Raw genomic sequence first — 24010 nt, forward strand, 5'->3', positions numbered from 1 at the left:
GTTTTTACGGTTTTTTGCGATTGTGGCATCACATAAAATTTGGTAGATTGAGAAGATGAAATCTTATCGCACATGGGTATTGTTGCTGACGTTATGGTTTGCTTTGTTGCAAACCATCGCGCCGCTGATGCACGCCCATGCGGCAGGCGATACTGCGGCTGACGATGGCCCGCATATGCATATGGTGGATATTCCTGCACTGCATACCGAAACAGCCGAGTCCCAACACCCATTTCATTGGCATATGCACTCAGATAAATCGCACGGTCAAATCATCGGCCTGGGTCAAGCCATCAGTGAAAGCAATACTTTATTGTCCTTGATTGATGCATTTGCCAATATTTGGCTGGCTGCGCTCGTACCTGTCTTATTCGTGTTGTCTATGTGCCTGCTGCTGCCACGTCGCCAGTTTGCACGACAGCCGAATCACAACGCCCTACATCCGTCCCCGCTCACCCGCCACACCCCGCGCGCCCCGCCTCACGCCTGAACAAACCACTAACGCATCGGCTGGCGCTTGCCATCCGTTTGCCTGTTTTGTTCAGGAGAATCTATGTTTCATTTATCTCGGGGAGTGTTTCACTCCCGGTTAATCGCATGCGGCATCTGGCTGATGATAAGCCATGTCACGCCTGCCATGGCCGAAAGCATGGCCAACTTGGCCAGCGATCACGAAGACACGGTCGCCGCCAACCCGCGCCTAAGCCTGCATGAGGTATTGCAGCAGGTCGTCGCTATCCACCCCCAGCAATCGTTGCTGGCGGCCCATCAACAGATGGTGCATGCACGCCGCACCATGGCCAATAGCTGGTTGCCACAAGCGCCGTCAGTTGGCTTCTCGCATCAAAACGATGCCTTGATGAGCAATCGTGACGAGCGCGAGTGGCAAGCGCAAATGCAAATCCCAATCTGGTTACCCGGCCAGCGCCAGGCACGCAGCCAAGTAGCCAGCCTGGCCGATGACAGCCTGTCGCAAGACCGGGCAGGCTTGCAGCAACTGGCGGCCGATTTATTACGCAATGCGGTGTGGGATATCGCCATGCGCCGCAACGACGTCGGGCTAGCTGACGCCCGTCGCAATACCATGCGCAGCCTGTCCGAAGATGTCCAAAAACGCTTTAAAGCTGGCGAAGTGGCCAAACTGGAAGTGATGCAGGTAGACCAGGAAACCCTGCAAGCCGAACGCCTGCGCGTGACCGCCCATGCCGAGCTCATGCACGCGCAATTCCGCTACCAGCAACTCACTGGGCTGAATGAGATGCCTGCCAAACTGGAAGAGCCACTATCGACCCGTGAAGACTATGCTGACTCGCCTTACTGGCAGGCCGCGCAAGCCAAGGTCAAGCTGGCAGAAGGCCAGCGCGACCTGACCATGATAGAGCAGCGACAAAACCCGCAGCTTACCCTCAGCACGCGCACCATCCAGGGCGGCTTTGATTACGCCTACAACTCCAGCATGGGGGTAGCCATCAACATTCCGCTGCAAAGCGAAGTGCAACGCGCACCCCTGTTGGCCAATGCCGAGCAGAACATCGGCGATGCGCGCACCCAGTTGGAAACCTTGCGCCGCCAGCTGGAAAACAACCTGCACGAAGCCGAGCATAACCTGCACGTCAGCCGTCAGGAACTCACGCTCATACAGCAACAACAAGCCATCGCCAGTGAAAATGCCAGCCTGGCGCGCAAAGCCTATCGTTTGGGCGAACTCGATCTCAACCAATTATTACGCCTGCAATTACTGGCCTTTGAAGCGGAGCGCAGCTTGAGCAGCCAGCAGCTACAAGTGCAATGGAACATTGCCAAATACAACCAGGCCGTAGGAGTCCTACCATGAAAAGAATTCTATTTTTAGTTAGCTCGCTTTGCCTGTCGTTGCACGCTTCGGCAGCCACCCTGTTACCGCTCTCATCCGCACAACTGAAGCAGATGCAGGTGCAATGGGGCCATTTGCAAGCCCAGCAAGAAGGGCTATCCGCCAGTTATCCGGCAGAAGTAGTATTACCACCGACACAAACCCGCGTCGTCACCGCGCCACAAGGCGGCTTGATTACCCGGCTCAACGTCAGCGTGGGCGACACCGTCAAACAAGGCCAAGTCATAGGCCAACTCAGCAGCCCCGATTTAGTGGCTTTGCAAAGCAACTATTTGCAAAGTGACACCCAGGCCAGGCTGCACGAGCAGGCGCTCAAACGCGATCAGGAGTTGTTTAAAGATGGCATTATTGCCCAGCGCCGCATACAGGAAACGCAAAGCGCTTATGAAACCAGCCAGGCGCTGATGCATGAGCGCAAACAGACCTTGAAACTGGCAGGCATGAGCGAGGGCCAAATCCAGCAACTGGCGCAAAAGCGCAGCATGCAAAATGGCATGGCGATTATCGCACCGATCAGCGGGCAGATTATGGAACAGCAACAGCAGGTAGGCGCACGCGTGGATATGGCGATGCCGATCTATATTATCAGCAATCCCAGCCCATTATGGCTGATGATACAAGTGCCGATTGCGCAAGCCCAGCAACTGCGCCCCGGTGCCTTAGTGCGCTTGCCTAAGCACAACTTGACTGCCAAGGTTGACACCGTATTGCGGCAGTTGAACAAAAACAACCAGACCACACAAGTGCGGGCCACCATCAGCCAAGGTGCAGAACAGCTCTCCGTGGGACAAGTGGTCGATGTAGCGCTGGTGGAACAGACCGCAGCAGGCAGCTTTGCTGTGCCCAGAAGCGCGGTGGCCAGACAAGGCGAGCAGGCGGTGATTTTTGTGCAAGAGGCCAAAGGCGTGGCGGTGACGCCTGTGAAAGTCATGCTGGAGCAAGACCAGCAGTTAACCGTACAAGTCAATTTGCGTGGCAACGAGACCATCGCCGTACAAGGCGTGGCCGCGTTAAAAGGCCACTGGCTTGGCCTGGGTGGGGAGTAGAGTATGTTAGATTGGCTTATAGCAACCTCCCTCAAGCAGCGTTTACTGGTCTGCGTCTTCGCCATTGGCCTACTGATTGCAGGCTGGACCGCGTATCAAACCATCCCAATTGATGCGTTTCCAGACGTGTCTTCGACGCAGGTCAAAATCATCATCAAATCGCCCGGCATGACACCGGAAGAAGTCGAGGCGAGGATTACCGCGCCGATTGAAGTAGAGATGCTGGGCATCCCCAAGCAGACCAGTTTGCGCGCCGTCGCCAAATACGCGCTGACCGACATCACCATCGACTTTGAGGACGGCACCGATATTTACTGGGCGCGCCAGCAGGTCACCGAGCGGCTCAACAATGCCTGGCCCAATTTACCCGCCCAAGTCTCCGGCGGCATCGCGCCCATGACCACGCCACTGGGCGAGATGTTTATGTTCACCATTGAATCAGACACGCTGAGCCTGCAGGAAAAACGCTCCCTGCTCGACTGGGTCATTCGTCCGCGTTTGCGTACCGTGCCTGGTGTCGCTGACGTCAACGCCTTGGGCGGCTTAGTGCGTAGTTTTGAAATCGTGCCCGACAACGCCAAACTGCAAGCACGTGGCATTGCGCTCAGTGAGTTGCAGCTAGCAACCAGCGATAACAACCGCAACGATGGTGCGGGTCGTCTGCAAGATGGCGAAGAATCGTTGCTGGTACGTGCCGAAGGTGCCTTTAAAACGCTGGATGATGTGCGCAACACCGTCCTCAAAGGTCATCAAGGCAGCCCGGTACGCATAGGCGATGTGGCAGAAGTGCGCATCGGCGCCTTGACGCGCTATGGTGCCGTCAGCCGCAACGGCAAAGGCGAAGCCGTCGAGGGCCTGGTGTTGGGCCTACGTGGCGCCAACGCCAGGCAAGTGGTAGAAGGCGTGCGCGCCAAACTGGCCGAAATGGCGCCGGCATTGCCCAAAGGCGTGAAGATAGAAGTGTTTTACGATCGTGGCAACCTGGTAGAACAGGCCGTGCACACCGTCAATAAAGCGCTGATGGAAGCCGTCGTGTTGGTGCTGGTGTTACTGGTATTGTTTCTGGGCAACCTGCGTGCCGCGCTCACCGTCGCCTGCGCGCTGCCCCTCTCCATGCTGGCAACGTTCTGGCTGATGCAGCGCTACGGTATGTCAGCTAACCTGATGTCATTAGGCGGTCTGGCGATTGCCATCGGCATGCTGGTCGACTCCGCTGTGGTGGTGGTAGAAAACATCGTCGACCATCTGGCGCATGCACCAAAAACGCCTGAGCAAAACAAGCTGACCATTATCCTTGCCGCCATGCGTGAGGTCAGCGTGCCGGTCAGCGCAGGTATCGTGATTATTATTACGGTGTTTTTACCCTTGCTCACGCTGCAAGGGCTGGAAGGTAAACTGTTCGCGCCAGTCGCGCTCAGCATCATGTTTGCGCTGGGTTCCTCATTGCTGCTGTCGCTGACGATCATCCCAGTGCTGGCATCGTTCCTGATTAAAGACCATGCCGCTGAAGATCCGTGGTTAATCCGCCACCTCAATCGCTGGTACGCCCACAGCCTAGGCGCTGCCATGCAACACAAACGCCCGGTGCTGCTGGTAGCCGCCATTCTGCTGGCGCTCACGGTGGTCGTCTATCCACTGATTGGCAAAACCTTTATGCCGACCATGGATGAAGGTGACGTCATTATCGGCACTGAAAAACTGCCATCCATCGCCCTGGCGCAAAGTGTGACCACCGATAGCCATTTACAACAAACCTTGTTGCAACAAGTGCCTGAGATTCAGGGCGTGTATTCACGAGCGGGTTCGGATGAGCTGGGGCTGGACCCGATGGGCGTCAACCAGACGGACAACTTTCTGGTGCTCAAGCCGCGCGCGCAATGGCAGGTGCCGGACAAAGCCGCGCTGATCGAAAAACTGCGCCACGTCATGCAAAGCGTGCCAGGCCTGGATTACAACTTCACACAACCGATCGAAATGCGCGTCAATGAAATGATCCTCGGCGTGCGTGGCGACCTGGCACTGAAGATCTTTGGCACCGACCTCAATGTGCTCAACCAGAAAGCGCAAGAGATCATCAAGGTGCTGGAATCGGTGCCGGGTAATCAAGATGTTTACACACCGCAAAACAGTGGCGTGCAATACCTGCAAATCCGCATAGACCGCGTCGCCGCTGGTAGGTTAGGCCTCAGTGTGGCCGACATCAATGCTCTGCTACAAAGTCAGCTTGAAGGCAAATTGTTAGGCATCGTGCTCGAAGGCACTCGCCGCACGCCCATCTTGCTTCGCGGCAGTCAGGTCGTGCGCGAATCCGCCTCAGACTTCAGCCAACTGATGCTGGCGCTCCCGCAAGGCGGCACCGTGCCGCTTTCCAGCGTCGCCCATGTTGTGCGCGAAGAAGGCCCGGTCAAAATAGACCGCGAACGTGGCAACCGCATGGTCGTCGTCACCGCCAACGTCAAAGGCCGTGATCTGGTGAGTTTTGTCGAGGAAGCTAAACAGAAAGTCGAGCAGCAAGTCAAACTACCCGAAGGCTACTGGCTCAAATGGGGCGGTCAGTTTGAAAATCAGCAACGCGCCGCGGCACGCCTTAGCATCGTCATCCCAATGGCCATTGCGCTCATCGCCCTGCTGTTGTTCATGACCTTTGGCTCGCTGCCCAAAGCGCTGCTGATACTCGCCAACATCCCGTTTGCCATGATAGGCGGCGTCTTTGCACTGTGGCTCTCGGGCGAATATTTGTCAGTGCCCGCCTCGGTTGGTTTTATTGCCTTGCTAGGCATCGCCGTACTCAATGGCGTGGTGATGGTGAGCCATTTTCAGCAGTTGGCCGCGCAAGGCATGGCAGCAAGCAAGATTGCTTATGAAGGCGCCAAACGACGCCTGCGGCCCGTGCTGATGACGGCCAGCATCACCGCGTTTGGGTTGATCCCGTTGCTGTTTGCCACGGGGCCGGGGGCGGAGATTCAACGACCATTGGCAATTGTGGTGATTGGCGGGCTGATTACGGCCACGTTTTTGACGTTGTTTGTATTGCCGATTTTGTATCAATACTTTTTCGGCAAAGAGAAAGTGGATTAAATGAGAAAGTAATTCTTTACGAAATAGCTATTGGCTGATTAATGCAACGATTTCTTTCGCCTTGTTGGCGAGTTACTTTTTTTGCTTGCCCCAAAAAAGTAACCAAAAAGAGGGCACCCAGCCATCATGGCCTAAAGGCTCCCTTGCGTTGCTCAACAAAGTGGGCGTCCATCGAAACTCGCCCTAGCGGCTTGCAAAAGACGCAAGCCACCGCGGAACTCGAACAGCCGATGGACGACTACCCCCACTTCGTCTCCGCTACTCAGCGTGATGGAATGGGATTTATCTCACTTAAGCAGCAGTGCCAAAGTTTGGACGGTTCAAAAAACAGATTCTGTTTTTATTCAGTTCGCGAACAGTTGCAGTCGCATGGTGTTCGGGGTCCCCATCTGCAGCGCCGAGCAACGCAGGGTTGGCGGGAGCTTTCGGCCATAGGCTGTCCGAATCCCGCAGCAGCTCACGCTTTGTGTGAGATGCCAGGTTGAGTTTCGATGGACGCCCGACAAGCCGAGTAGCGCAGGGAACAAGCGGAAGCTGGGGTGTCTTGTTCTTTGCCTTCTTTCTTATGGACAAGCATAAGAAAGAATGGTCGCCGAAAGGGCGAAATAGATCTTTCCACAAACCGGGCTTGCTACAAGCAAAGAAAAGTAACTCGCCAAAAGGGCGAAAAGCAACCTCGCCTAAATGCACAAAGAAACCAAAAAATTACCTTTTAAACCGAATCCACAATAATCCACCAACACTCAACACCAGAAACGCCCAGTTCCCCCACCACACATAAGGCGTCTGCCCACGATAACTCTGCGCATCTCCGGTCAATATCACCGCTTGGTCATGTGCTGCATGCTGCAACACCTGGCCATTTTTATCGATGATCGCCGTCGCGCCAGTATTGGTACTACGCAACACCATACGCCCGGTTTCTATCGCACGCACCTGACTAAACTGCATATGCTGATCCGCCGCAAACGATTGCCCATACCAGGCATCGTTGCTGATGTTCACCAACAACTCCGCTTGCGGCAGTTGCTGCGCAATTTCTTCGCCGAACACGTCTTCATAACAGATGTTGACGCCGACTTTTTGCCCGGCGATCAGCAGTGGTTTCTTAGAGGTGCCGCGCGATAAATCGCTCAGCGGCATATGCAGCCAGTCGCGGTAAATCCAGCCGAACACGCTTTTGAGCGGAATAAACTCGCCGAAGGGCACCAGGTGGCTTTTGGAATAAGATTGCGTGGCTGACGCGCCAAGGCTGATGGCACTATTAAAGTATTCCCCATGCTTGCTCTCTACCACCCCAACCAGCAAATCACCTTGGTGCTTTTGGGCGTGTTGTTTCAGCGCATCGAGATACACCGGCGCGAGTTGCTCGAGCAATACAGGTAAAGCCGTTTCCGGCAGGACGATTAATTGCGCGTTGGCTTGCTGCACCATGTCGACATATTGGCGCAAGGTTTGTTCGGCGTGCTCGGGCGACCATTTGATGGTTTGGCTGATGTTGCCCTGCAGCAAGGCCACGCTGACCGGCTTGCCGACGGGCTTGGTCCATGGCACTTGCGTGAGTAGACTGCCACCGATGAGTAACAGAGCCAGGATGCCCATTGGGCGTAGACGCTGCTGAGTGGTGGCTAAGGCGAGCATACAAGCCGCCATTAGCATCACCATCACAGAAACGCCATAAACACCCATCACGGGGAAGAAGCCTGCCAGCGGACTATCCGGCGCCTGACTGTAACCAAGCGTTAACCAGGGGAATCCGGTGAAAATCCAGCTGCGTACCCAGTCTGATAACGCCCACAACAGCGGCGCACCCCACAACAACTGGCCCAGCCGCTTGGCCAAATAACCGGCAAGCGCCGGAAACAGTGCCATAAATACACACAGGCATAAGGTGGCAAATTCGGCAAACCACCACGGCATGCCGCCAAAGGTATGCAGGCTAATGTAAATCCAGTAGATGCCGAAGCCATACAGACCGAGACCGAAGGCCAGACCCAGTTTAAATGCGTGTGCAAGCGTTGTGGCTTGCTGCCACAGGCACAGCAAGGCGGCTAGCGTGAGCCAGGGCAGCCAGAACAAACCATAAGGCGCAAAACCCAGCACGGTGAGCGCACCCAGGGTGAGCGCCAGCGTGGCGCGTTGCCACATCGGGGCATGACTTGCCCAAACTTTCACAGCATTCAATGCGATCACCCTTTCACCAAACCTTTCACCGCTTGTATATCCGCCATGGACAGCCAGGCAGAAAAGTCGGCCGATTGCATGACTTGCCACTCTATCATCCTGGCGATAGCGATCGGGTCTTGTGGGTCAATGGCTTGCGTAGGCCGTGCCGGGTGACACATCAGCACCGGCGGCAAGTCTGTTTCAGAGATGGCCAACTGTTTGAGTTGCCTGGCCCAGTGCAACCAATGTGCCTGATAGGCTGCGGCATCGCCCTGAAAGTTGTAGACGCCTAACAATAGGGGTGAGACGCGAAACCCAGCTTTGGTGGCCAGTTGCTTGAGTGTTTGCGCACCTAGCCAATGAATGATTCTGGCCTTAAAGCCACTCTCCACAGGTGGGCTGGAGATACGCAACCATGGCCGCTCAGCTGGGGCTAAGTGGCTATAGCGATGTTGCAAAATGGTGAGCAGTGCCTCGCGGATGATGGGCAGTTGATGCACGTGCAAATGACCATCAATATAATCTGGCGGCGTATGCAACGCATCTTCAAACGCATCTAGCTGTTGCTTGATATTGGCCATCACGGTTTGTGTGCTGAGCAAGCCAGTCAAGCTTCGTAGCACCAGCACAGGGTGAGCGACACGCATGGTGCGTGAAAATTGGGTGAAATCGAGGTGCAGACCAAGGTCCGCCTTGGTGCGCAATTGCGGGGTGAGCTGCCGCGCACTCTCCGGCCAGCGCGGGCTCAGCGTCATGCAAGAGGTCGCAGTTAAAATGCCACGCTCAATCAGGGTCAAAATAGCGGCATCGATCGCTGCCGACTGCGCATAATCATCCGCACAAATAATCACCTTAGCCATACAACGCCTTAATCATGCTGAAAAGCCCAAAAACGGCTGAGCAGCCAGGTGCTGACCGCAACCAACACCATCACTACGCCAAGCACAAACCAGAAAGGCAATGGCGTGTAGGTCAACGCCAGCCATAACAGAGCCTGATTACCCACAAAGCCAAGCAAGGCCACAGCGAGAAACTTGAAAAATGCGGCTTTGTGACTAGCCTGTGTGCCCCGAAACGACCAGCGACGATGCCCGATATAGCTGACCGGAAAGGCACATAAAAAGCCTAACCAGTTTGCGCCTGAAGGCTGCCAGCCCCAGGCATGGGCCAACAATGCCACAACATAATGCACCGCGGCAGCCAACGCCCCCACACTGACAAACCCTAGCACAGAGGCGCGCATATATATCTCAGGATTGATGGCTGGACGAAGCAGCTGGCGCAACGACTTCAGCCACAATATAAGGTGGACGGCCTTTGACTTCATCATAGACGCGGGCGAGGTATTCACCGAGTACGCCGATAAATAACAACTGCACGCCAGCGAAGAACATCATACTGGCCACCACCGTCGGCCAACCAGGCACAGACTCGTGTAAAAACAGGGCATCAATCACCACCACAGCACCATAGGCAAATGCTAATAAAGCCAGCGTGGCCCCTGTTAAACTGGCCAAACGCAATGGTAAGACTGAGAAGCTGGTAATGCCTGTCCACGCCAAGGCTATCAATTTGAGTTTTGAATAAGCACTTTCGCCGTGCAAGCGTGGCAACGGGGTATAAGGAATACCAATGGACTTGTAGCCGACCCATGCATAAATGCCTTTCATAAAGCGGTTACGCTCAGGCAAAGCGCACAAAGCATCCACCACCGCGCGGTTCATCAAACGGAAATCACCGGCATCACGTGGGATTTCAACATGGGTGCTGGCGCTCATCATGCGGTAAAACAGGCGCGAGCCCCATAACTTAAAGGACGACTCCTGCTCACGATCCTGACGCACAGCGTAGACCATATCATAGCCTTCACGCCATTTTTCCAGCATGGTAAACATGAGCTCTGAAGCATGCTGGCCATCTGCATCCATGCAAATCACTACGTCGCCCTTGGCATAACTCAGGCCAGCGCTAATGGCGTTTTCTTTGCCAAAGTTACGCGAAAACCTGACCAAAGTGACATGGCACGCTTCCACCATTGACTGCACCACCTGTGAGGTATGGTCACGGCTGCCATCATCCACCACCACCATATCCCAATGTGGTGACATCTGTTGCAACACGCCACGGATATTTTGCAGCGTATGCGCAATGTTTTTTTCTTCATTGTAAGCAGGCACCATCACCGTGATATGCGGCTGGGCGGTGGGGCGGTGAGCGTCAACAGTAGTCATGGCAATCAGATTAGCAGGTTCGGTGCGGTTATTGTAGTGGATGCGACTAATTTTTGGCCGGGGTAGCGCGGCGATCATCCCCTTGCAGGTGGCGCCGGTCTTTAATCACGGTCAGCCACATGCCCTGCCGCTGCACGCCACCGATCAGCTTGCCCTGCATCACCTCATGGCAATGCATATTGGTGGTGGAGAGGAAAAAGTCGGCCTCTTCCCAGCGGCGGGTGACGCTAAAACGGCCATCCAGATAAGGTTCGATTTGCGGGGTATCTACACAAGCGGCCACCCAGTAAGGTGTATCGCGTGCAGGCAAAGGCATCTCGGTGAGTTGATCAGTGGCGGCACGTAAGGCACTCGACCAGTAATCGCCCTCCCACTTAAACTGGGATTGCGTTTGATCGCCTGCTAAACGGTTGAGTCTGGCGTATTGGTATGGGTGCAATTGCACAATATCCACCAGCGTCACCAGCATCAAGCCAGCCATCACGCCGCCCCAAATGGCTTGATAAGCCACTCGTGCCTGTAACTGGCTAGTGGCGAATGCCTGCCAGACGGCCACCATCGTCCAAGCCGAGAAAATCGCCAGCAAAGGCAGCAAAAAAGTAAAGTGGCGCACGCCGTTATACAAGGCAGGCCGGTCATCCATCACAAAAATGAGCGGGAATAAGATACCCATCAACAGGGTGTACATAACCATACGTGTCGACTGATCAGCCAGGCGCAAAGCTGGTCGGTGCAAAAACCACAGCACAGGCAGACTGAAAATGCCTAATAAAGCCGCTTCTGGCAATTTGACTGCCAGGTATTGGAACAGATAACTGCGTGGCACTTCGCTGATGTTGTAGACCACGCCATTGGCAATGGTCTGCATATTAAAGTCAAAGTGTGAGAACGACTTGGCGGCTTCCAGCAGGTTATCAGGCTCAATCACACTCCACGGCCAGCACATGGCCATAAAGACAAACGCCAGGACGGCTGCGGGCAGCAACACCAAGACCATGCGCAGCAAGCGCGACCAGATTGGTGTGCGTTCAGATCTATGGTCGAGCAAGACGCGTGCAAGCACCATCAACACCAGGTAGATGACGGCAAAGGCGCCGCCCACGCGCAAGCCCAATGCGCCGCCGACCGCGAAGCCGAGCAACACAATGGCTTTACCGCTGACATTCTCCATATCGCGCACCACCAGCGCAGTGGCATACAGTGCCCACAACATGCAGGTGGCGAAGGGCACATCTTTGGTATGGGTAAACATGGTGCCAGACCATGACACGGTGAGAAACAGCAGCGTCATCGCCAGCAACGCCAGGCGCTCACCGCCCAGCAAATGCGCAAACCTGGAGACGCCATAAAAACCGAGCAGGCCAAACAAGGCTGAAAGCAAGTGGCGAATATCCCAGATCATGATCGGGATATAGGGGTCGAGCGCGGCGGCAACAATGTCGAACAGGCCGCCGTATAGATATAGATTGCGGTAGTGAAAAGCGTCCTGGTCTTTAAAGCCGGACTGATACCAGTCGAGCAGCATCTGGCCATAAGTATGCTGCACATACTCGTCGTTGCTGATGCCGTGCTGGCGAAAAGTGAGGGCTACCCAAATGATAAGCGCCAGCCAAAAGAAACGTATCAACCAGCGATACGTGACAGCTGAGCAAGCTTGGGCAAAAAGGGGTTTCATGGGCTATTTAATCGTGAAAAATTGACACGCGCAAGCGTATCACGACACCCTGCCTGAGGATAGAGCGCGACCCCTGCCGCGCTCAAATAAATCTGGGCAAGACTGCCAGATTAATTACCAGGATCGGTATGTACCGAGAAGCGGTAACCAGAGCCGCGCACGGTCTGGATCATTTCTTCATGCTTGGACGCCACCAGTGCATTGCGCAAGCGGCGAATATGGACGTCCACTGTACGGTCTTCAACAAACACGCGATCCCCCCAAACCTTGTCGAGCAATTGCGTACGGCTATGCACGCGCTCCGGGTTGGTCATAAAGAAATGCAACAACTTAAACTCGGTAGGCCCCAGTGGAATATGTACATTATGGCCAGTCACGCGGTGGGTGGTCGGATCCAGATGCAAACCGGCAATTTCAATCGGATCATCCGTCATTTGCGGTGCACGTCTGCGCAACACCGCCTTGATACGCGCATTCAACTCGCGTGGGCTAAACGGCTTGGTCACATAATCATCTGCACCGACTTCCAGGCCGCGCACTTTATCAAACTCGTCGCCACGGGCGGTCAGCATGATAATCGGTACTTCTTTGGTCAAGCTGTCCGATTTCAGACGACGCGCAAACTCAATGCCGCTCATGCCTGGTAACATCCAGTCCAGCAAAATCAGGTCTGGCATGGTTTCACGTAACAGCATTTGCGCATGTTCAACGCTGGTGGCACGGATCGCATGATGCCCCGCTTGTTTGATATTCAACGCCAGCAATTCCTGGATCGCCGGTTCGTCTTCTACCACCAAAATATTCGCTGCAGCCATGACACTCCCTTTAAGCAATTTGAGATCAAAGTATTGATTGAATGCTCGCCAGTTTATGAATGAATTATGACATTTTAATGACAACATCACATAAATTTAATTTTGCTGTTATTGCCTTTTAAAGCAAATTGTAACAAGATGTAACGGACGTTAATAAAGGGTTTTAATCTTGCTTAATCTTTCCAAAGAACACATCACCGCTGGCAATCATTTCAATCGCTGGCTAGTACCACCAGCAGCATTGGCAGTCCACCTCTCCATCGGCATGGCTTATGGCTTTAGCGTCTTTTGGAAACCACTGGGCAATGCGCTCACTGGGCCTGACGGCAAACCGGTGGCCGCTTGCGCCGCTGGGGCAAGCACCTTTGCGGACAAACTGGCAGGCACCGCCAAAGCGCTGACCGCCACCGATTGCAACTGGACTCAGTTTGACCTCGGCTGGATGTATACCTTGTTTTTTGTGCTGCTGGGCTGCTCAGCCGCCGTCTGGGGTGGCTGGCTGGAACGTGCTGGCCCACGCAAAGCAGGACTGGTCGCCATGCTTTGCTGGTGTGGTGGCTTGCTAATTTCAGCCCTCGGTGTCTACCAACACCAGTTGTGGATGATGTGGCTAGGCAGCGGTGTCATTGGTGGTGTTGGCCTCGGGTTGGGTTATATTTCCCCGGTCTCGACCCTGATCAAATGGTTTCCGGATCGTCGCGGCATGGCGACTGGCCTGGCCATTATGGGCTTTGGCGGCGGCGCCATGATAGGCTCGCCCCTGGCCACCAAACTCATGAGCATCTTCGCCACGCCCACCGCTCCAGGTGTCTGGCAAACCTTTGTCGTACTTGCCCTGATTTATGCCGTGTTTATGACCTGCGGCTCATTGGGCTATCGCGTGCCAGCCGCTAACTGGAAACCCTCTGGCTGGACGCCACCAGACACTCAACATAATCGTCTGGTCGCTACACGCCACGTGCATCTCAAAAACGCGCACAAAACGCCGCAATTCTGGTTACTGTGGCTCATTTTGTGCATGAATGTGTCTGCCGCCATCGGCATTATCGGCGCCGCAGCCCCCATGTTGCAGGAAACATTTGGTGGCGTATTGATTGGCCAGCCTACCCTTGGCTTTGCCGAGATTAAGGCTGATGAAGCACTGACCGCTGCGGCAGCAGCAGTCGGCGCCGGTTTTGTCGGACTGATCTCATTGTTTAATATTTTTGGCCGCATCGGCTGGGCCACTTCGTCAGACAAACTGGGCCGCAAAACAACCTATTTCATCTTTTTTGTGCTTGGCATCATGATGTATGTCTGTGGCACTTACGCAGCCAATCATCATCAACTGGCGTTGTTCCTGCTGGTATTTTGCATCATCGCTTCTATGTACGGCGGCGGCTTTGCCACCATCCCGGCTTATTTGGCTGATTTGTTCGGCACGCAGTTTGTCGGCGCTATTCATGGCCGCCTGCTCACCGCCTGGTCAACCGCGGGTATTTTGGGTCCTGTCATCGTCAACTATCTGCACGACGTACGGCTAGAGGCCAATGTCCCTTATGCTGATATTTATGCGCCGATCTTCATGACGCTGGCAGCCTTGCTGGGTGTGGGCTTTGTCGCCAACCTGCTAGTGCGGCCAGTCGCAGACAAATACTTTATGTCAGATAGCGAATTGGCGGCAGAGCAAAGTGGCGGTAAAACCACCAGCCAACAGGTCGTGAGCATTAAACAAAACAACCAGAAAACGCCTGATATTCTGGTTAAACTGGCGTGGCTGGCAGTGCTGATTCCTATCAGTTATGGTATCTGGATGACCATACAAAAAGCCTGGTCACTATTCGCATAATCCGTAACCTTGCCGTTTGGGTTAAAATAGCGGTTTATGTTTTAACCCACGGACGCACAAGTGAACAAAATTGCTAAAAACCTGGACGGTAACGGTAAAAAAATCGGTATCGTCCTCTCCCGTTTTAATGAAAATATTGGCGCGGGCTTATTACAAGCCTGCGAACAAGAGCTGCTCAAGCTCGGCGTCGCTGCTGAAGACATCACCCTCGCCACCGTGCCTGGTGCGCTGGAAACACCGTTGATTCTGTTACACATGGCCATGACTGAAAAGTATGATGCCCTGATCGCACTGGGCGCGATTATCCGCGGCGAGACCTATCATTTTGAAGTGGTTTCTAATGAGTCTGCGCGTGGCATTTCAGAAGTACAACGTGATACCGGCGTGCCAGTTGCCAATGCGATTCTCACCACAGAAAATGATGAGCAAGCAGAAGTGCGCGTGGCGGTAAAAGGCGCTGAAGCCGCCCAAGCCGCCATTGAAATGGCAAATTTAGTGAGCGCACTATGAGTGACGATAAAGCAGCTTTGAGCCAGGACAAAGCGGCGCCCGCCAAAAGCAAAGGCAGTAAAAACCGCCGCAAATCACGCGAACTGGCACTCAAAGCGCTCTACAGTAACCGCATGAATGCCGGTGACGTGAAGCAGCTGCGGCTGGATAGCCTGGACGACCCAGATTACTTTAAAGCAGACGAGACTTACTTCAAGCTGCTATTGACCGGCGTACTCGACCACACCGCTGAGATTGATGCCATGATCAGCCAGTTTATCGACCGCCAGCTAGAAGAGCTTAGCCCGATTGAACATGCTATTTTACGTATCTCTGGCTATGAGCTGATGTTTGATGTCAGCATCCCTTACCGCGTAGCCATCAACGAAGGGGTTGAGTTGGCCAAGGCCTATGGCGGCATTGATGGCCATAAATACATTAATGGCGTGCTAGATAAAATTGCCGCACAAGCACGGCCTCATGAGTTTGGCCAGCAAACTAAAAGATAATCATGTGCTTGTGCCAGGGCTTGTCATTTGCCTGACTGCAAAAAACCCCGCGCTCAATGTTCGGGGTTTTTTATTGTATTCGCCAGTGCTACTTTTGTAAGGTTTTATACTGCCTAAGCAAACCGACCATCAACAAACCTGAGAGAAGCATTGTATAAGTCTGCGGTTCGGGCACCATCGTAGGTGACGTAACAACGGTGTTTCCCGCACCATCCAGATAATCGTAAGACCAACTAATGATGTCCGTTTTAGAGATACCAATGACAAACTTCAGGTCTCCATAATAGCTATCCCCTTGAAAAAAAACCGATCCAACATTCCTACCAGGAGTCCAGCTGGCTGGTGTCACTGACATCAGTGTGAGGGCGGTGGGGTCCGTTTTGACTTGCACATGAAAACTGGTAATAGGATCACTGTCTGGCACATCAAGGTTAAAGATGCAATTACCTGCGGTGTTGCAAGAAAACGTAGTATGAATGTTTTTCTGTTCAAAAGCCTGCGCATCAATACTGGCAACGAGCAGGCCCAGCGGAATGGCAATGTGTTTAAAGTTTAAATGACGCATGGCGTGCTCCTCATTGTAAAAAAGGTGGCTGTGATGGATGCGTCGTAAAGGGGCCAACGCAAGCTAAACCCTACTTTAATTAAAATAATTTTACAACTCGAATAAAACCAACATGCTTAGTTAGGCGACTATCCAATTGTTGTTTATCTGCAGCAAAGGTTTACAAGCGATGCCATGTCATCAATGCAGCGCTGCAATACTTCTGTATCTTGATGGGATGGTATTAGCTTAAGGTGAGTGTCTGCAGCTCGCAGGATGTATGATTGATGTTTGCAACGACGGCGGTATCGTGCCAGTCTCCGAGCACTACGCGCTCGCACTGATGCCCGTCTACAGTCAGCGGGTGACGTCCGGGCCGATGCGTATGACCATGCAACAGCACCTCGGGGTAATCGTACTCGCGTAGCAGAGTGGTCACGGCTGCGGAATTCACATCCATGATGTCCATGCCATACTTGCTTTTATTTTCTGCGCTCTGGCTGCGCGCCTGTTCTGCAAAGGCCAACCGTGCTGAGAGTGGTTGCGCCAGAAAAGCCTGTTGCCATTGCGAGCTGCGCACTTGTGCACGAAACTGCTGATAAGCCACATCATCGGTACAAAGCGCATCACCGTGACTTAACAGTACGCGCGTGCTGCCGAATGTCAGCAACGTGGGATCAGGCAGCAATTGCAAGCCACAAGCGCGGGCAAAATGCTCGCCAATTAAAAAATCACGATTGCCGTGCATCAAGTACAACTGAACGTCGCGCTCTGAGAGCGCTCGCAAGGCTTGCACAATCGGCACAAATTCGGCGCCATGTTGCGGGTCAGAGAGAATATCATCGCCCACCCATACCTCCACAAAATCACCGAGGATATACAGCGCGTCAGCGGTCGTGACTTCGGTATGCAGCCAATGCAAAAAAGCCTGCGTTACCGCAGGCCTTTGCGCACATAAGTGCAGATCAGAAATGATCCAGGTGGTCATGCCTTAGGCAACCACGACGGCTTTTTCGATGATCACTGGCTCGACCGGCACGTCCTGGTGACCAGCACGGCTGGTAGTCGGCACCGCTTTAATTTTATCAACAATGTCCATCCCTTCAACCACTTTACCAAACACACAGTAACCCCAGCCTTGGCTGGTAGGTGCCGTGAAATTCAAAAAGTCGTTATCTTTCACATTGATAAAGAATTGTGCAGAAGCTGAGTCTGGCACCATGGTACGGGCCATCGCCAAGGTGTACTTGTCGTTAGACAAGCCATTGTCAGCCTCGTTTTTGATGGTGGCATCCGTTGCTTTTTGTTTCATGTTGGTATCAAAACCGCCACCTTGAATCATAAAGTCTTTGATCACGCGATGAAAAATCACACCGTCGTAAAAACCTTTTTCAACATAGCTCAAAAAGTTTGCCACGGTAATCGGTGCTTTTTCTGCGTTGAGTTCAATGATAATGTCGCCAAAGTTAGTAGTCAGTTTGACCAAAATATTCTCCGTTTGTTGTGGCTAATGCCAGTGATATTGAGGATAGTTACTTGCTAGTCACTATCGTTGCACGTTTAATGATGACCGTCCGAATCGGCACATCCGAAAAGCCGCGTTGATTGCCTGTTGGCAAATTGCTGATTTTAAACACGACGTCCATGCCAGACACAACCTTGCCAAAGACACAGTAACCAATCTGGTCTGGTTCCGGACTTCTGTAATCCAGAAACTGGTTGTCGGCCACGTTCACAAAAAATTGCGCCGTCGCAGAGTTAGGGTCTGGTGTGCGCGCCATGGCAATGGTGCCAGTCTGGTTGACCAGGCCATTACCAGCCTCATTCACGACTGGTGCACGTGTTGGTTTTTCATTCAGTTCGCGATCAAAGCCGCCGCCCTGAATCATAAAGCGACCAATCACACGGTGAAAAATGGTATTGGTGTAAAAACCGTCTTTGACATACTGCAAAAAGTTTTCAACCGTTTTAGGCGCTTTGTCAGCATATACCTCAACGGCAAAATTACCCTGATTGGTTTCAAACAGTACTTGCGTCGCTGCATTGGTCACACCCACGGCAGCCAACAGGCAACACCCTAACATCCAAGACAACATACGCATCAAGCTGATCCCTCGTACAAAATTTTCCATTCACCATTCTCCTGCACCCAGTACTGTCGTTTTTTCATGACATTACGTAAGGCAGCACTCACATACTCTTGCTCAAAATCTACGACCACCATGTTTCGCTTGGAGTTCGGATAAGTGAACATACTGACCTCAGACAAGTTAACATTCACTTTAGGCTTAGCCGCCTGAATCTGGCGCTTGTAGCTGGCCCAGCGCGACAAATCGCCGTCAGAATAAAAGAAATCACTGGTGTAATGCGACAGGTAGGCATCCGTCTTTTGCGCCGCCCAGTCTTTACGCCATTGCTCAATCGCCGATTTCAGGGCTGCTTTTTCACGGTCCTGATTGCGCACTGAGTCTGGATTCACCCACTGAAAGTTAACGCCAATCACCACTGGCGTATTGCCGGCCTGCAACACCTCTTGCAAGGCTTTCATGTCCGGGTTAGACAACACCACACACCCATCACTGGCGCGTGGCGGGCGGCTGTAGGTGTCTCTTGGCGTGCCATGAATCCAGATGCCAGAACCGGTTTTGCGTTCGTAACTGTCTATTTCGTTGGGATAATTGAGCGGATACGCAGCATCGCCATACAAGTCAGGCAACGGGCGATTGAGTTTGCGCGAGGCAAAATAGACGCCTATCGGCGTGCGTTTGTCACCCTGGTCCTTTTTACCAATACCGTTTTTACCGATGGTGACATAGTAGTCGGCGATATAACGCAATACATTGCCCTCGCCTTTTTCATACACATACAGGCGAGAACGCGCAGTATCGACAAACAAAACATGGCTTTGTTTTTCTGACAGCTCGACCAGCATATTCGGCTGGGTCAAGCCACGGTTACGGTCAAAATAATTGCGGATACGGATTTCTGCTTCTTCTTTGAAATCCTGAATACGGGTGACATCGGCCGTATTGGCATCACCAAAATTGTTTAATATGCGGGCTTTGGCAGAGAGTAAATCGCCATGAATCAGGTGCGCAAGGGCAAAGTTGGGAGAGATCGTCAGCAGCTGGTCAACGTAATCCAGCGCCTGCTGCAGGCGGCCTTCTTTAATAGATTGCAGCGTTTGTACCAGCATGCGTTCAACCGCATTGGTGTTCTTGTTTTGCACGAACAAACGCGCAGTTAACGCTTCATGGTTAACCGCGGTTGCATTCCAAGGCAATAGCGCAGCACTGACAAACGCAATATAGCAGTACTTTCTTAAACTCCTCATGCCGATATTATACATTTGTTTAATTAAAATCTTGCCTGCTTAAGCTGCCAAATTCGCCCCCAATTGAGCGTTTTTAACAGTAGTGCCGCCGGGTTAGAGCGGTGCTTGCAACGTAGCTTAGAACTTGCCGACGCGCTCTTGTTGAATCAACCAGCGACCGCCTTCTTTAACCAGATTCAGCGTCTTGTTCGAGTTTGCATCCAGGCCCGTTGCTTTATACATCTGGCGGAATGTGACCTTGGCTGCAGTATCACTCTCCATCTTGACTGACAGATTGCTCAGCTTGACCGAAATCTTGCTTGGGCGACTCACACGGTCACGGCGGGTAGACTCCCACTGTTTGCGCGACTCGCCGCCAGGCGTTTTAAACTCCTTGGCGTAGCTATCCAGATACTTGTCTACATTTTGCGCAGCCCAAGCATCGGCCCACGCATTGACTGCATCCAGCACTGCTCGCTCCTGTTGGCTATTGGCTGGCTTCTCTTCCACTGGCTTAGATTCAACCGTAGGCTTTTTAGTCTCTACCACCGACGGCGCAGCAGCAGGTGGTGTGGGTGTCACAGCCGCTGATGTCGCTGGCGGAGTCACGGGTGCAGGATTAGCTGGTGGAGTCACCGCTGGCGTCGTGGCTGCTGGCGCAGGCGGCACCGTCGTTGTCGTACGCGCCACAGTGCGCTTACCGCCAAACAAATCGGTAATCATGGCCAGCTTGCTTTGCGCACGGCTATTAGAGGTGTCTAGTTTAAGCGCTTTGTCATAGGCCTCAGACGCCAGACGCGCATAAATATCCCCCAGATTTTCATGCGCAGTCGCATAGCTTGGGTGAGTTTTTATAGCAGATTCCAATGCCTTTCTCGCCTTGTCATACTGGCCCTGATCAGCGTAGAGCACCGCCAGATTATTATATGGCTCAGGCAAGTTAGGATATTTTTCTGTCAGCTCGGTAAATGACTTAATTGCTTCATCGCGCTTGCCCAATTCCACCAGAATCACGCCACGCATAAACATGGCCTCGGCGTTTTTAGGGTTGGCAGACAAATAGCTGTTCACACGCTCCAGCGCAGCAGCTTGATTGCCCTGCTCAGACAGCTGGTTGATTTCACGCAGCTCGACATTGGTTTGACCTGCTAAAGCAGAGTGAGATAAGGCGACCTGGCTTAACAGGACACCCAACACCAGCAAAGATTTTTTTAATGTTGCGTTCATGAGTTTATTACCTGAGCAATCGTTGATTTTTAGCAGTATGTTATACTGGAATTGTACAAGAGACAGTGCGCTTTTAGGTGATTATTACAAGCAGCATCAGCACCAATATGTGTTCTGTATGTGTCCTGCGTGGTTTACCAGAAGGCAAAAGATCAAACCATCCGATCAAACATGACCGCCTTCGCCGACACGAAAAACAAGCATCGCCCTCTTAACAAAAATTAAACACTACAATACTTCTGCTAATTTTATCACGCCTTCATCCATTTTACATTTCGTTAGCATGTTAAAACTACACAATACCCTCTCCCGCAGCAAACAGGTTTTTGAGCCTATCACAGCCAAAAAAGTCAGCATGTACGTCTGCGGCATGACTGTTTATGACTTTTGCCACTTGGGGCATGCGCGCGTGATGGTGGTGTTTGACATGGTGGCACGCTGGTTTCGCACCAGTGGTTACGAGGTGACTTATGTACGCAACATCACCGATATTGATGACAAAATCATCAAACGTGCTCAAGAAAACAACGAAAGCATCCAAAGCCTGACCCAGCGTTTTATTACTGCCATGGATGAAGACTCGGCCAAACTCGGCATTATCCGCCCGGACATTGAGCCGCGCGCGACCGAGCACGTGCAAGGCATGCTGGACATGATCAGCCAGCTCATCAACAAAGGCTTTGCCTATCAGGCCAGCAATGGCGACGTGTTTTATAAAGTGCGTAGCTTCAACGACTACGGCAAACTTTCTGGCAAGTCACTGGAAGACCTGCGTGCCGGCGAGCGCGTCGATGTCGACAACCACAAACAAGACCCGATGGACTTCGTGCTATGGAAATCGGTTAAGCCTGGCGAACCCTATTGGGAATCGCCCTGGGGCAATGGCCGCCCAGGCTGGCATATTGAATGCTCGGTCATGAGCGCTGCGCATTTAGGTCAGCACTTTGATATCCACGGTGGCGGCCAGGACTTGCAGTTTCCGCACCACGAAAACGAAATCGCTCAATCCGAAGCCACCCACGGCTGCACCATGGCTAACTACTGGATGCACAATGGCTTTATCCGCGTTGATGACGAAAAAATGTCCAAGTCGCTGGGCAATTTTTTTACCATTCGAGAAGTACTAGAGCAATACGACCCGGAAGTGGTGCGCTTTTTCATTCTGCGTGCGCACTACCGCAGTCCGCTCAACTACTCCGACAAACATCTGGACGACGCCAAAGCCTCTCTAACTCGCCTATATACAGCATTGCGTGGCATTGAAGTCGCCGACGGTGCCATCGACTGGGCACAGCCACAAGCGGCAAAATTCAAAGCCGCCATGGACGATGACTTCAATACCCCAGAAGCCATTGCCGTGTTATTTGAACTGGCCAATGACCTGAACAAAGATAAATGCGCCACCACTGCCGCATTATTGAAACAATTGGCTGCGATTATCGGCTTGCTACAACGCGACCCGGAAAGCTTTATGCAAGGCGAAACCAATAGCGATCTGGATATCGAAGGCCTGATTGCAGCACGGATTGCGGCCAAAACTGCCAAAAACTATGCCGAGGCAGACCGCATCCGCAAAGCACTGGCCGATGCAGGCATCGTATTAGAAGATACCGCGCAAGGCACCACCTGGCGTCGCGCCTGATTTGTAAACACATCATTCTTTTGAGAAACTGAAGGAAAACGGATGCCCGTTAAACTGTCTGCTCCCACCGCCGAAGCACTGCTGCCTGTCAAAGGCGTACAACTGGGTTTTGCCCAGGCACATATCCGCAAACCCAACCGTAAAGACGTACTGGTGATCACCGTGCCCGAAGGCAGCAGCGTTTCTGGTGTGTTTACGCTCAACCGCTTTTGCGCAGCGCCGGTAACTGTCTGTAAGGCTCATTTACAACACAACAAAGGCATCCGCGCCCTGCTGGTGAACACCGGCTGCGCCAACGCAGGCACCGGCCAGCAAGGCCTGGATGACGCGCGTGCCAGCTGTATTGGCGTCGCACAGGCGTTGAACATTAGCCCTGAGCAAGTCTTGCCGTTTTCTACCGGCGTGATTCTGGAAACCTTACCGATGGAAAGATTGCTGGCAGGCATCGCCCCAGCCGTCGCCAACTTACAGGAAAATAATTGGTTAAATGCAGCAGAAGCCATCATGACCACCGACATTGTGGCCAAGGGCACTTCACGCACGCTGATGATTGATGACAAACAAATCACCATTACCGGCATCAGCAAAGGTTCCGGCATGATTCACCCCAACATGGCGACCATGCTGGGTTATATCGCCACCGATGCCGCCATCAGCCAAGCGGCGCTCGACAGCATTATCCAGCACGCAGTAAATAAATCGTTTAACTGCATTACGGTCGACGGCGACACCAGCACCAACGACAGCCTGATCTTGATGGCTACTGGCCAAGCAGGCAATGCTGCCATCAACGAACAAAGTGCAGACTTTGCCACCTTGCGCGACGCCTTAACCGATGTCGCCACCGAACTGGCTCAAGCCATCGTAAGAGACGGCGAAGGCGCCACCAAATTTATGACCATTCAGGTTGAAGCGGGTAAAGATGTAGAGGAGTGCCGCAAAGTCGCCTACGCCATCGCCCACTCCCCGCTGATTAAAACTGCCTTCTTCGCCTCTGACCCTAACCTGGGCCGCATTCTTGCCGCGATTGGTTATGCGGGCATTGATGACCTCGACGTCAACACCATGCAGCTATATTTAGGTGATGTATTAGTCGCTGAGAAAGGGGGCCGTGCCGCGAGTTATGTTGAAGAACAAGGCGCAGCCGTGATGAAAGAAAGTGACATACTGGTTCGCGTGGTGCTGAATCGCGGCCAGGCGGATGCCACGGTATGGACCTGCGATTTTTCTTATGATTACGTGAAGATTAATGCGGATTACAGATCGTAATACGCAAGTAACCAGCATACCTTGAATCACTGAAAAGCCACCCTGACGCCTAGTCTCGTTTGGGTGGCTTTTTTATTTCGCCTTGTTGGCGAGTTACTTTTTTTGCTTGCCCCAAAAAAGTAACCAAAAAGAGGGCACCCAGCCATCACGGCCTGCGGCTCCCTTGCGTTGCTCAACAAAATAAGCCGGTCACGAAACTCATCCTAGCGGGCTGCAAACTACGCAGCCCGCCGCGGGATTCGGACAGTCGCTCCCTCTTCTCTTATTTTGTCTCCGCTACTCAGCGTGATGGGATGGGATGGGAT

21 protein-coding genes are annotated in these 24010 nt (G+C 52.9%); 9 read left to right on the forward strand and 12 right to left on the reverse strand.

Annotation, left to right across the window (positions count from 1 at the left end):
* The first annotated feature begins 55 nt into the window (after positions 1-55).
* From E6Q52_RS04390 to E6Q52_RS04405, 4 genes are all read left to right on the forward strand, one after another.
* Positions 56-490, forward strand: a complete 435-nt coding sequence (locus E6Q52_RS04390; protein ID WP_292818971.1) for a hypothetical protein — start codon at positions 56-58, stop codon at positions 488-490.
* Between the two features lie 63 nt (positions 491-553).
* Entirely contained in the window at positions 554-1834 is a 1281-nt protein-coding gene (locus E6Q52_RS04395) for a TolC family protein (RefSeq protein ID WP_292818974.1), read from the forward strand.
* Positions 1831-2919 carry an efflux RND transporter periplasmic adaptor subunit gene (locus tag E6Q52_RS04400; RefSeq protein ID WP_292818977.1) on the forward strand — a complete coding sequence of 363 codons (1089 nt, stop codon included), beginning with the start codon at positions 1831-1833 and terminating at the stop codon, positions 2917-2919. The genes E6Q52_RS04395 and E6Q52_RS04400 overlap by 4 nt, the downstream gene beginning before the upstream one ends.
* Before the next feature lie 3 nt (positions 2920-2922).
* Entirely contained in the window at positions 2923-5997 is a 3075-nt protein-coding gene (locus tag E6Q52_RS04405) for a CusA/CzcA family heavy metal efflux RND transporter (RefSeq protein ID WP_292818980.1), read from the forward strand.
* Positions 5998-6702: 705 nt separating this feature from the next.
* On the opposite strand, the gene lnt is transcribed toward E6Q52_RS04405, so the two are convergent.
* From lnt to phoB, 6 genes are all read right to left on the reverse strand, one after another.
* On the reverse strand, positions 6703-8145 hold the full coding sequence (gene lnt, locus E6Q52_RS04410) for an apolipoprotein N-acyltransferase (RefSeq protein ID WP_292819037.1): 1443 nt from the start codon (positions 8143-8145) through the stop codon (positions 6703-6705).
* A 41-nt stretch (positions 8146-8186) separates the two neighbouring features.
* Entirely contained in the window at positions 8187-9023 is an 837-nt protein-coding gene (locus E6Q52_RS04415; protein WP_292818983.1) for a ChbG/HpnK family deacetylase, read from the reverse strand.
* 8 nt (positions 9024-9031) lie between these two features.
* The gene (locus tag E6Q52_RS04420) at positions 9032-9406 is read right to left on the reverse strand and encodes a GtrA family protein (RefSeq protein WP_292818985.1); all 375 of its coding nucleotides are present in this window, start codon (positions 9404-9406) and stop codon (positions 9032-9034) included.
* A 7-nt stretch (positions 9407-9413) separates the two neighbouring features.
* Positions 9414-10394, reverse strand: a complete 981-nt coding sequence (locus tag E6Q52_RS04425; RefSeq protein WP_292818988.1) for a glycosyltransferase family 2 protein — start codon at positions 10392-10394, stop codon at positions 9414-9416.
* 46 nt (positions 10395-10440) lie between these two features.
* Positions 10441-12069, reverse strand: a complete 1629-nt coding sequence (locus E6Q52_RS04430; RefSeq protein ID WP_292818991.1) for a hypothetical protein — start codon at positions 12067-12069, stop codon at positions 10441-10443.
* 110 nt (positions 12070-12179) lie between these two features.
* On the reverse strand, positions 12180-12884 hold the full coding sequence (gene phoB, locus E6Q52_RS04435; RefSeq protein WP_019883356.1) for a phosphate regulon transcriptional regulator PhoB: 705 nt from the start codon (positions 12882-12884) through the stop codon (positions 12180-12182).
* Between the two features lie 166 nt (positions 12885-13050).
* Here phoB and E6Q52_RS04440 point away from each other — a divergent pair, with 166 nt between their 5' ends.
* Genes E6Q52_RS04440 through nusB form a run of 3 tightly spaced genes read left to right on the forward strand, consistent with a single transcriptional unit; the run spans position 13051 to position 15710 of the window.
* Entirely contained in the window at positions 13051-14712 is a 1662-nt protein-coding gene (locus E6Q52_RS04440) for an OFA family MFS transporter (RefSeq protein ID WP_292819040.1), read from the forward strand.
* Between the two features lie 60 nt (positions 14713-14772).
* Positions 14773-15222: a 6,7-dimethyl-8-ribityllumazine synthase gene (gene ribH / locus E6Q52_RS04445; protein WP_292818994.1), complete on the forward strand. Its 450-nt coding sequence runs from the start codon at positions 14773-14775 to the stop codon at positions 15220-15222.
* Positions 15219-15710, forward strand: a complete 492-nt coding sequence (gene nusB / locus E6Q52_RS04450; RefSeq protein ID WP_292818996.1) for a transcription antitermination factor NusB — start codon at positions 15219-15221, stop codon at positions 15708-15710. Before ribH ends, nusB begins: the two co-directional genes overlap by 4 nt.
* 88 nt (positions 15711-15798) lie before the next feature.
* Here the strand turns inward: nusB and E6Q52_RS04455 are convergent, their stop codons facing one another.
* The 6 genes from E6Q52_RS04455 to E6Q52_RS04480 form a co-directional block, all read right to left on the reverse strand.
* Positions 15799-16275 carry a PEP-CTERM sorting domain-containing protein gene (locus E6Q52_RS04455; RefSeq protein ID WP_292818999.1) on the reverse strand — a complete coding sequence of 159 codons (477 nt, stop codon included), beginning with the start codon at positions 16273-16275 and terminating at the stop codon, positions 15799-15801.
* A gap of 223 nt (positions 16276-16498) precedes the next feature.
* On the reverse strand, positions 16499-17242 hold the full coding sequence (locus E6Q52_RS04460) for a UDP-2,3-diacylglucosamine diphosphatase (RefSeq protein WP_292819002.1): 744 nt from the start codon (positions 17240-17242) through the stop codon (positions 16499-16501).
* A gap of 3 nt (positions 17243-17245) precedes the next feature.
* Positions 17246-17740 carry a peptidylprolyl isomerase gene (locus E6Q52_RS04465; protein WP_292819006.1) on the reverse strand — a complete coding sequence of 165 codons (495 nt, stop codon included), beginning with the start codon at positions 17738-17740 and terminating at the stop codon, positions 17246-17248.
* Between the two features lie 46 nt (positions 17741-17786).
* Positions 17787-18356: a peptidylprolyl isomerase gene (locus tag E6Q52_RS04470; protein ID WP_292819009.1), complete on the reverse strand. Its 570-nt coding sequence runs from the start codon at positions 18354-18356 to the stop codon at positions 17787-17789.
* Positions 18356-19603, reverse strand: a complete 1248-nt coding sequence (locus E6Q52_RS04475) for a L,D-transpeptidase family protein (protein WP_367124849.1) — start codon at positions 19601-19603, stop codon at positions 18356-18358. The genes E6Q52_RS04470 and E6Q52_RS04475 overlap by 1 nt, the downstream gene beginning before the upstream one ends.
* 102 nt (positions 19604-19705) lie before the next feature.
* Positions 19706-20794: a tetratricopeptide repeat protein gene (locus E6Q52_RS04480; protein ID WP_292819015.1), complete on the reverse strand. Its 1089-nt coding sequence runs from the start codon at positions 20792-20794 to the stop codon at positions 19706-19708.
* A 283-nt stretch (positions 20795-21077) separates the two neighbouring features.
* Between E6Q52_RS04480 and cysS the strand changes: the two genes are divergently transcribed.
* Complete coding sequence (gene cysS / locus E6Q52_RS04485) at positions 21078-22436, forward strand: cysteine--tRNA ligase (protein ID WP_292819018.1); 1359 nt, start codon at positions 21078-21080, stop codon at positions 22434-22436.
* Positions 22437-22478: 42 nt separating this feature from the next.
* Positions 22479-23705 carry a bifunctional glutamate N-acetyltransferase/amino-acid acetyltransferase ArgJ gene (gene argJ, locus E6Q52_RS04490; RefSeq protein ID WP_292819020.1) on the forward strand — a complete coding sequence of 409 codons (1227 nt, stop codon included), beginning with the start codon at positions 22479-22481 and terminating at the stop codon, positions 23703-23705.
* Positions 23706-24010: the final 305 nt, after the last annotated feature.

It is taken from the genome of Methylophilus sp. (assembly GCF_008015755.1).
Classification (GTDB): domain Bacteria; phylum Pseudomonadota; class Gammaproteobacteria; order Burkholderiales; family Methylophilaceae; genus Methylophilus.

What these genes read in the sequence shown, in the direction of transcription:
- E6Q52_RS04400 (WP_292818977.1), top strand. Translation starts at nt 1,831, where the DNA reads ATGAAAAGAATTCTATTTTTAGTTAGCTCGCTTTGCCTGTCGTTGCAC.
- E6Q52_RS04405 (WP_292818980.1), top strand. Translation starts at nt 2,923, where the DNA reads ATGTTAGATTGGCTTATAGCAACCTCCCTCAAGCAGCGTTTACTGGTC.
- nusB (WP_292818996.1), top strand. Translation starts at nt 15,219, where the DNA reads ATGAGTGACGATAAAGCAGCTTTGAGCCAGGACAAAGCGGCGCCCGCC.
- E6Q52_RS04470 (WP_292819009.1), bottom strand. Translation starts at nt 18,356, where the DNA reads ATGCGTATGTTGTCTTGGATGTTAGGGTGTTGCCTGTTGGCTGCCGTG.
- cysS (WP_292819018.1), top strand. Translation starts at nt 21,078, where the DNA reads ATGTTAAAACTACACAATACCCTCTCCCGCAGCAAACAGGTTTTTGAG.
- lnt (WP_292819037.1), bottom strand. Translation starts at nt 8,145, where the DNA reads ATGTGGCAACGCGCCACGCTGGCGCTCACCCTGGGTGCGCTCACCGTG.
- E6Q52_RS04425 (WP_292818988.1), bottom strand. Translation starts at nt 10,394, where the DNA reads ATGACTACTGTTGACGCTCACCGCCCCACCGCCCAGCCGCATATCACG.
- E6Q52_RS04395 (WP_292818974.1), top strand. Translation starts at nt 554, where the DNA reads ATGTTTCATTTATCTCGGGGAGTGTTTCACTCCCGGTTAATCGCATGC.
- E6Q52_RS04475 (WP_367124849.1), bottom strand. Translation starts at nt 19,603, where the DNA reads ATGTATAATATCGGCATGAGGAGTTTAAGAAAGTACTGCTATATTGCG.
- E6Q52_RS04460 (WP_292819002.1), bottom strand. Translation starts at nt 17,242, where the DNA reads ATGACCACCTGGATCATTTCTGATCTGCACTTATGTGCGCAAAGGCCT.
- E6Q52_RS04480 (WP_292819015.1), bottom strand. Translation starts at nt 20,794, where the DNA reads ATGAACGCAACATTAAAAAAATCTTTGCTGGTGTTGGGTGTCCTGTTA.
- E6Q52_RS04455 (WP_292818999.1), bottom strand. Translation starts at nt 16,275, where the DNA reads ATGCGTCATTTAAACTTTAAACACATTGCCATTCCGCTGGGCCTGCTC.
- E6Q52_RS04420 (WP_292818985.1), bottom strand. Translation starts at nt 9,406, where the DNA reads ATGCGCGCCTCTGTGCTAGGGTTTGTCAGTGTGGGGGCGTTGGCTGCC.
- E6Q52_RS04415 (WP_292818983.1), bottom strand. Translation starts at nt 9,023, where the DNA reads ATGGCTAAGGTGATTATTTGTGCGGATGATTATGCGCAGTCGGCAGCG.
- E6Q52_RS04390 (WP_292818971.1), top strand. Translation starts at nt 56, where the DNA reads ATGAAATCTTATCGCACATGGGTATTGTTGCTGACGTTATGGTTTGCT.
- phoB (WP_019883356.1), bottom strand. Translation starts at nt 12,884, where the DNA reads ATGGCTGCAGCGAATATTTTGGTGGTAGAAGACGAACCGGCGATCCAG.
- E6Q52_RS04430 (WP_292818991.1), bottom strand. Translation starts at nt 12,069, where the DNA reads ATGAAACCCCTTTTTGCCCAAGCTTGCTCAGCTGTCACGTATCGCTGG.
- argJ (WP_292819020.1), top strand. Translation starts at nt 22,479, where the DNA reads ATGCCCGTTAAACTGTCTGCTCCCACCGCCGAAGCACTGCTGCCTGTC.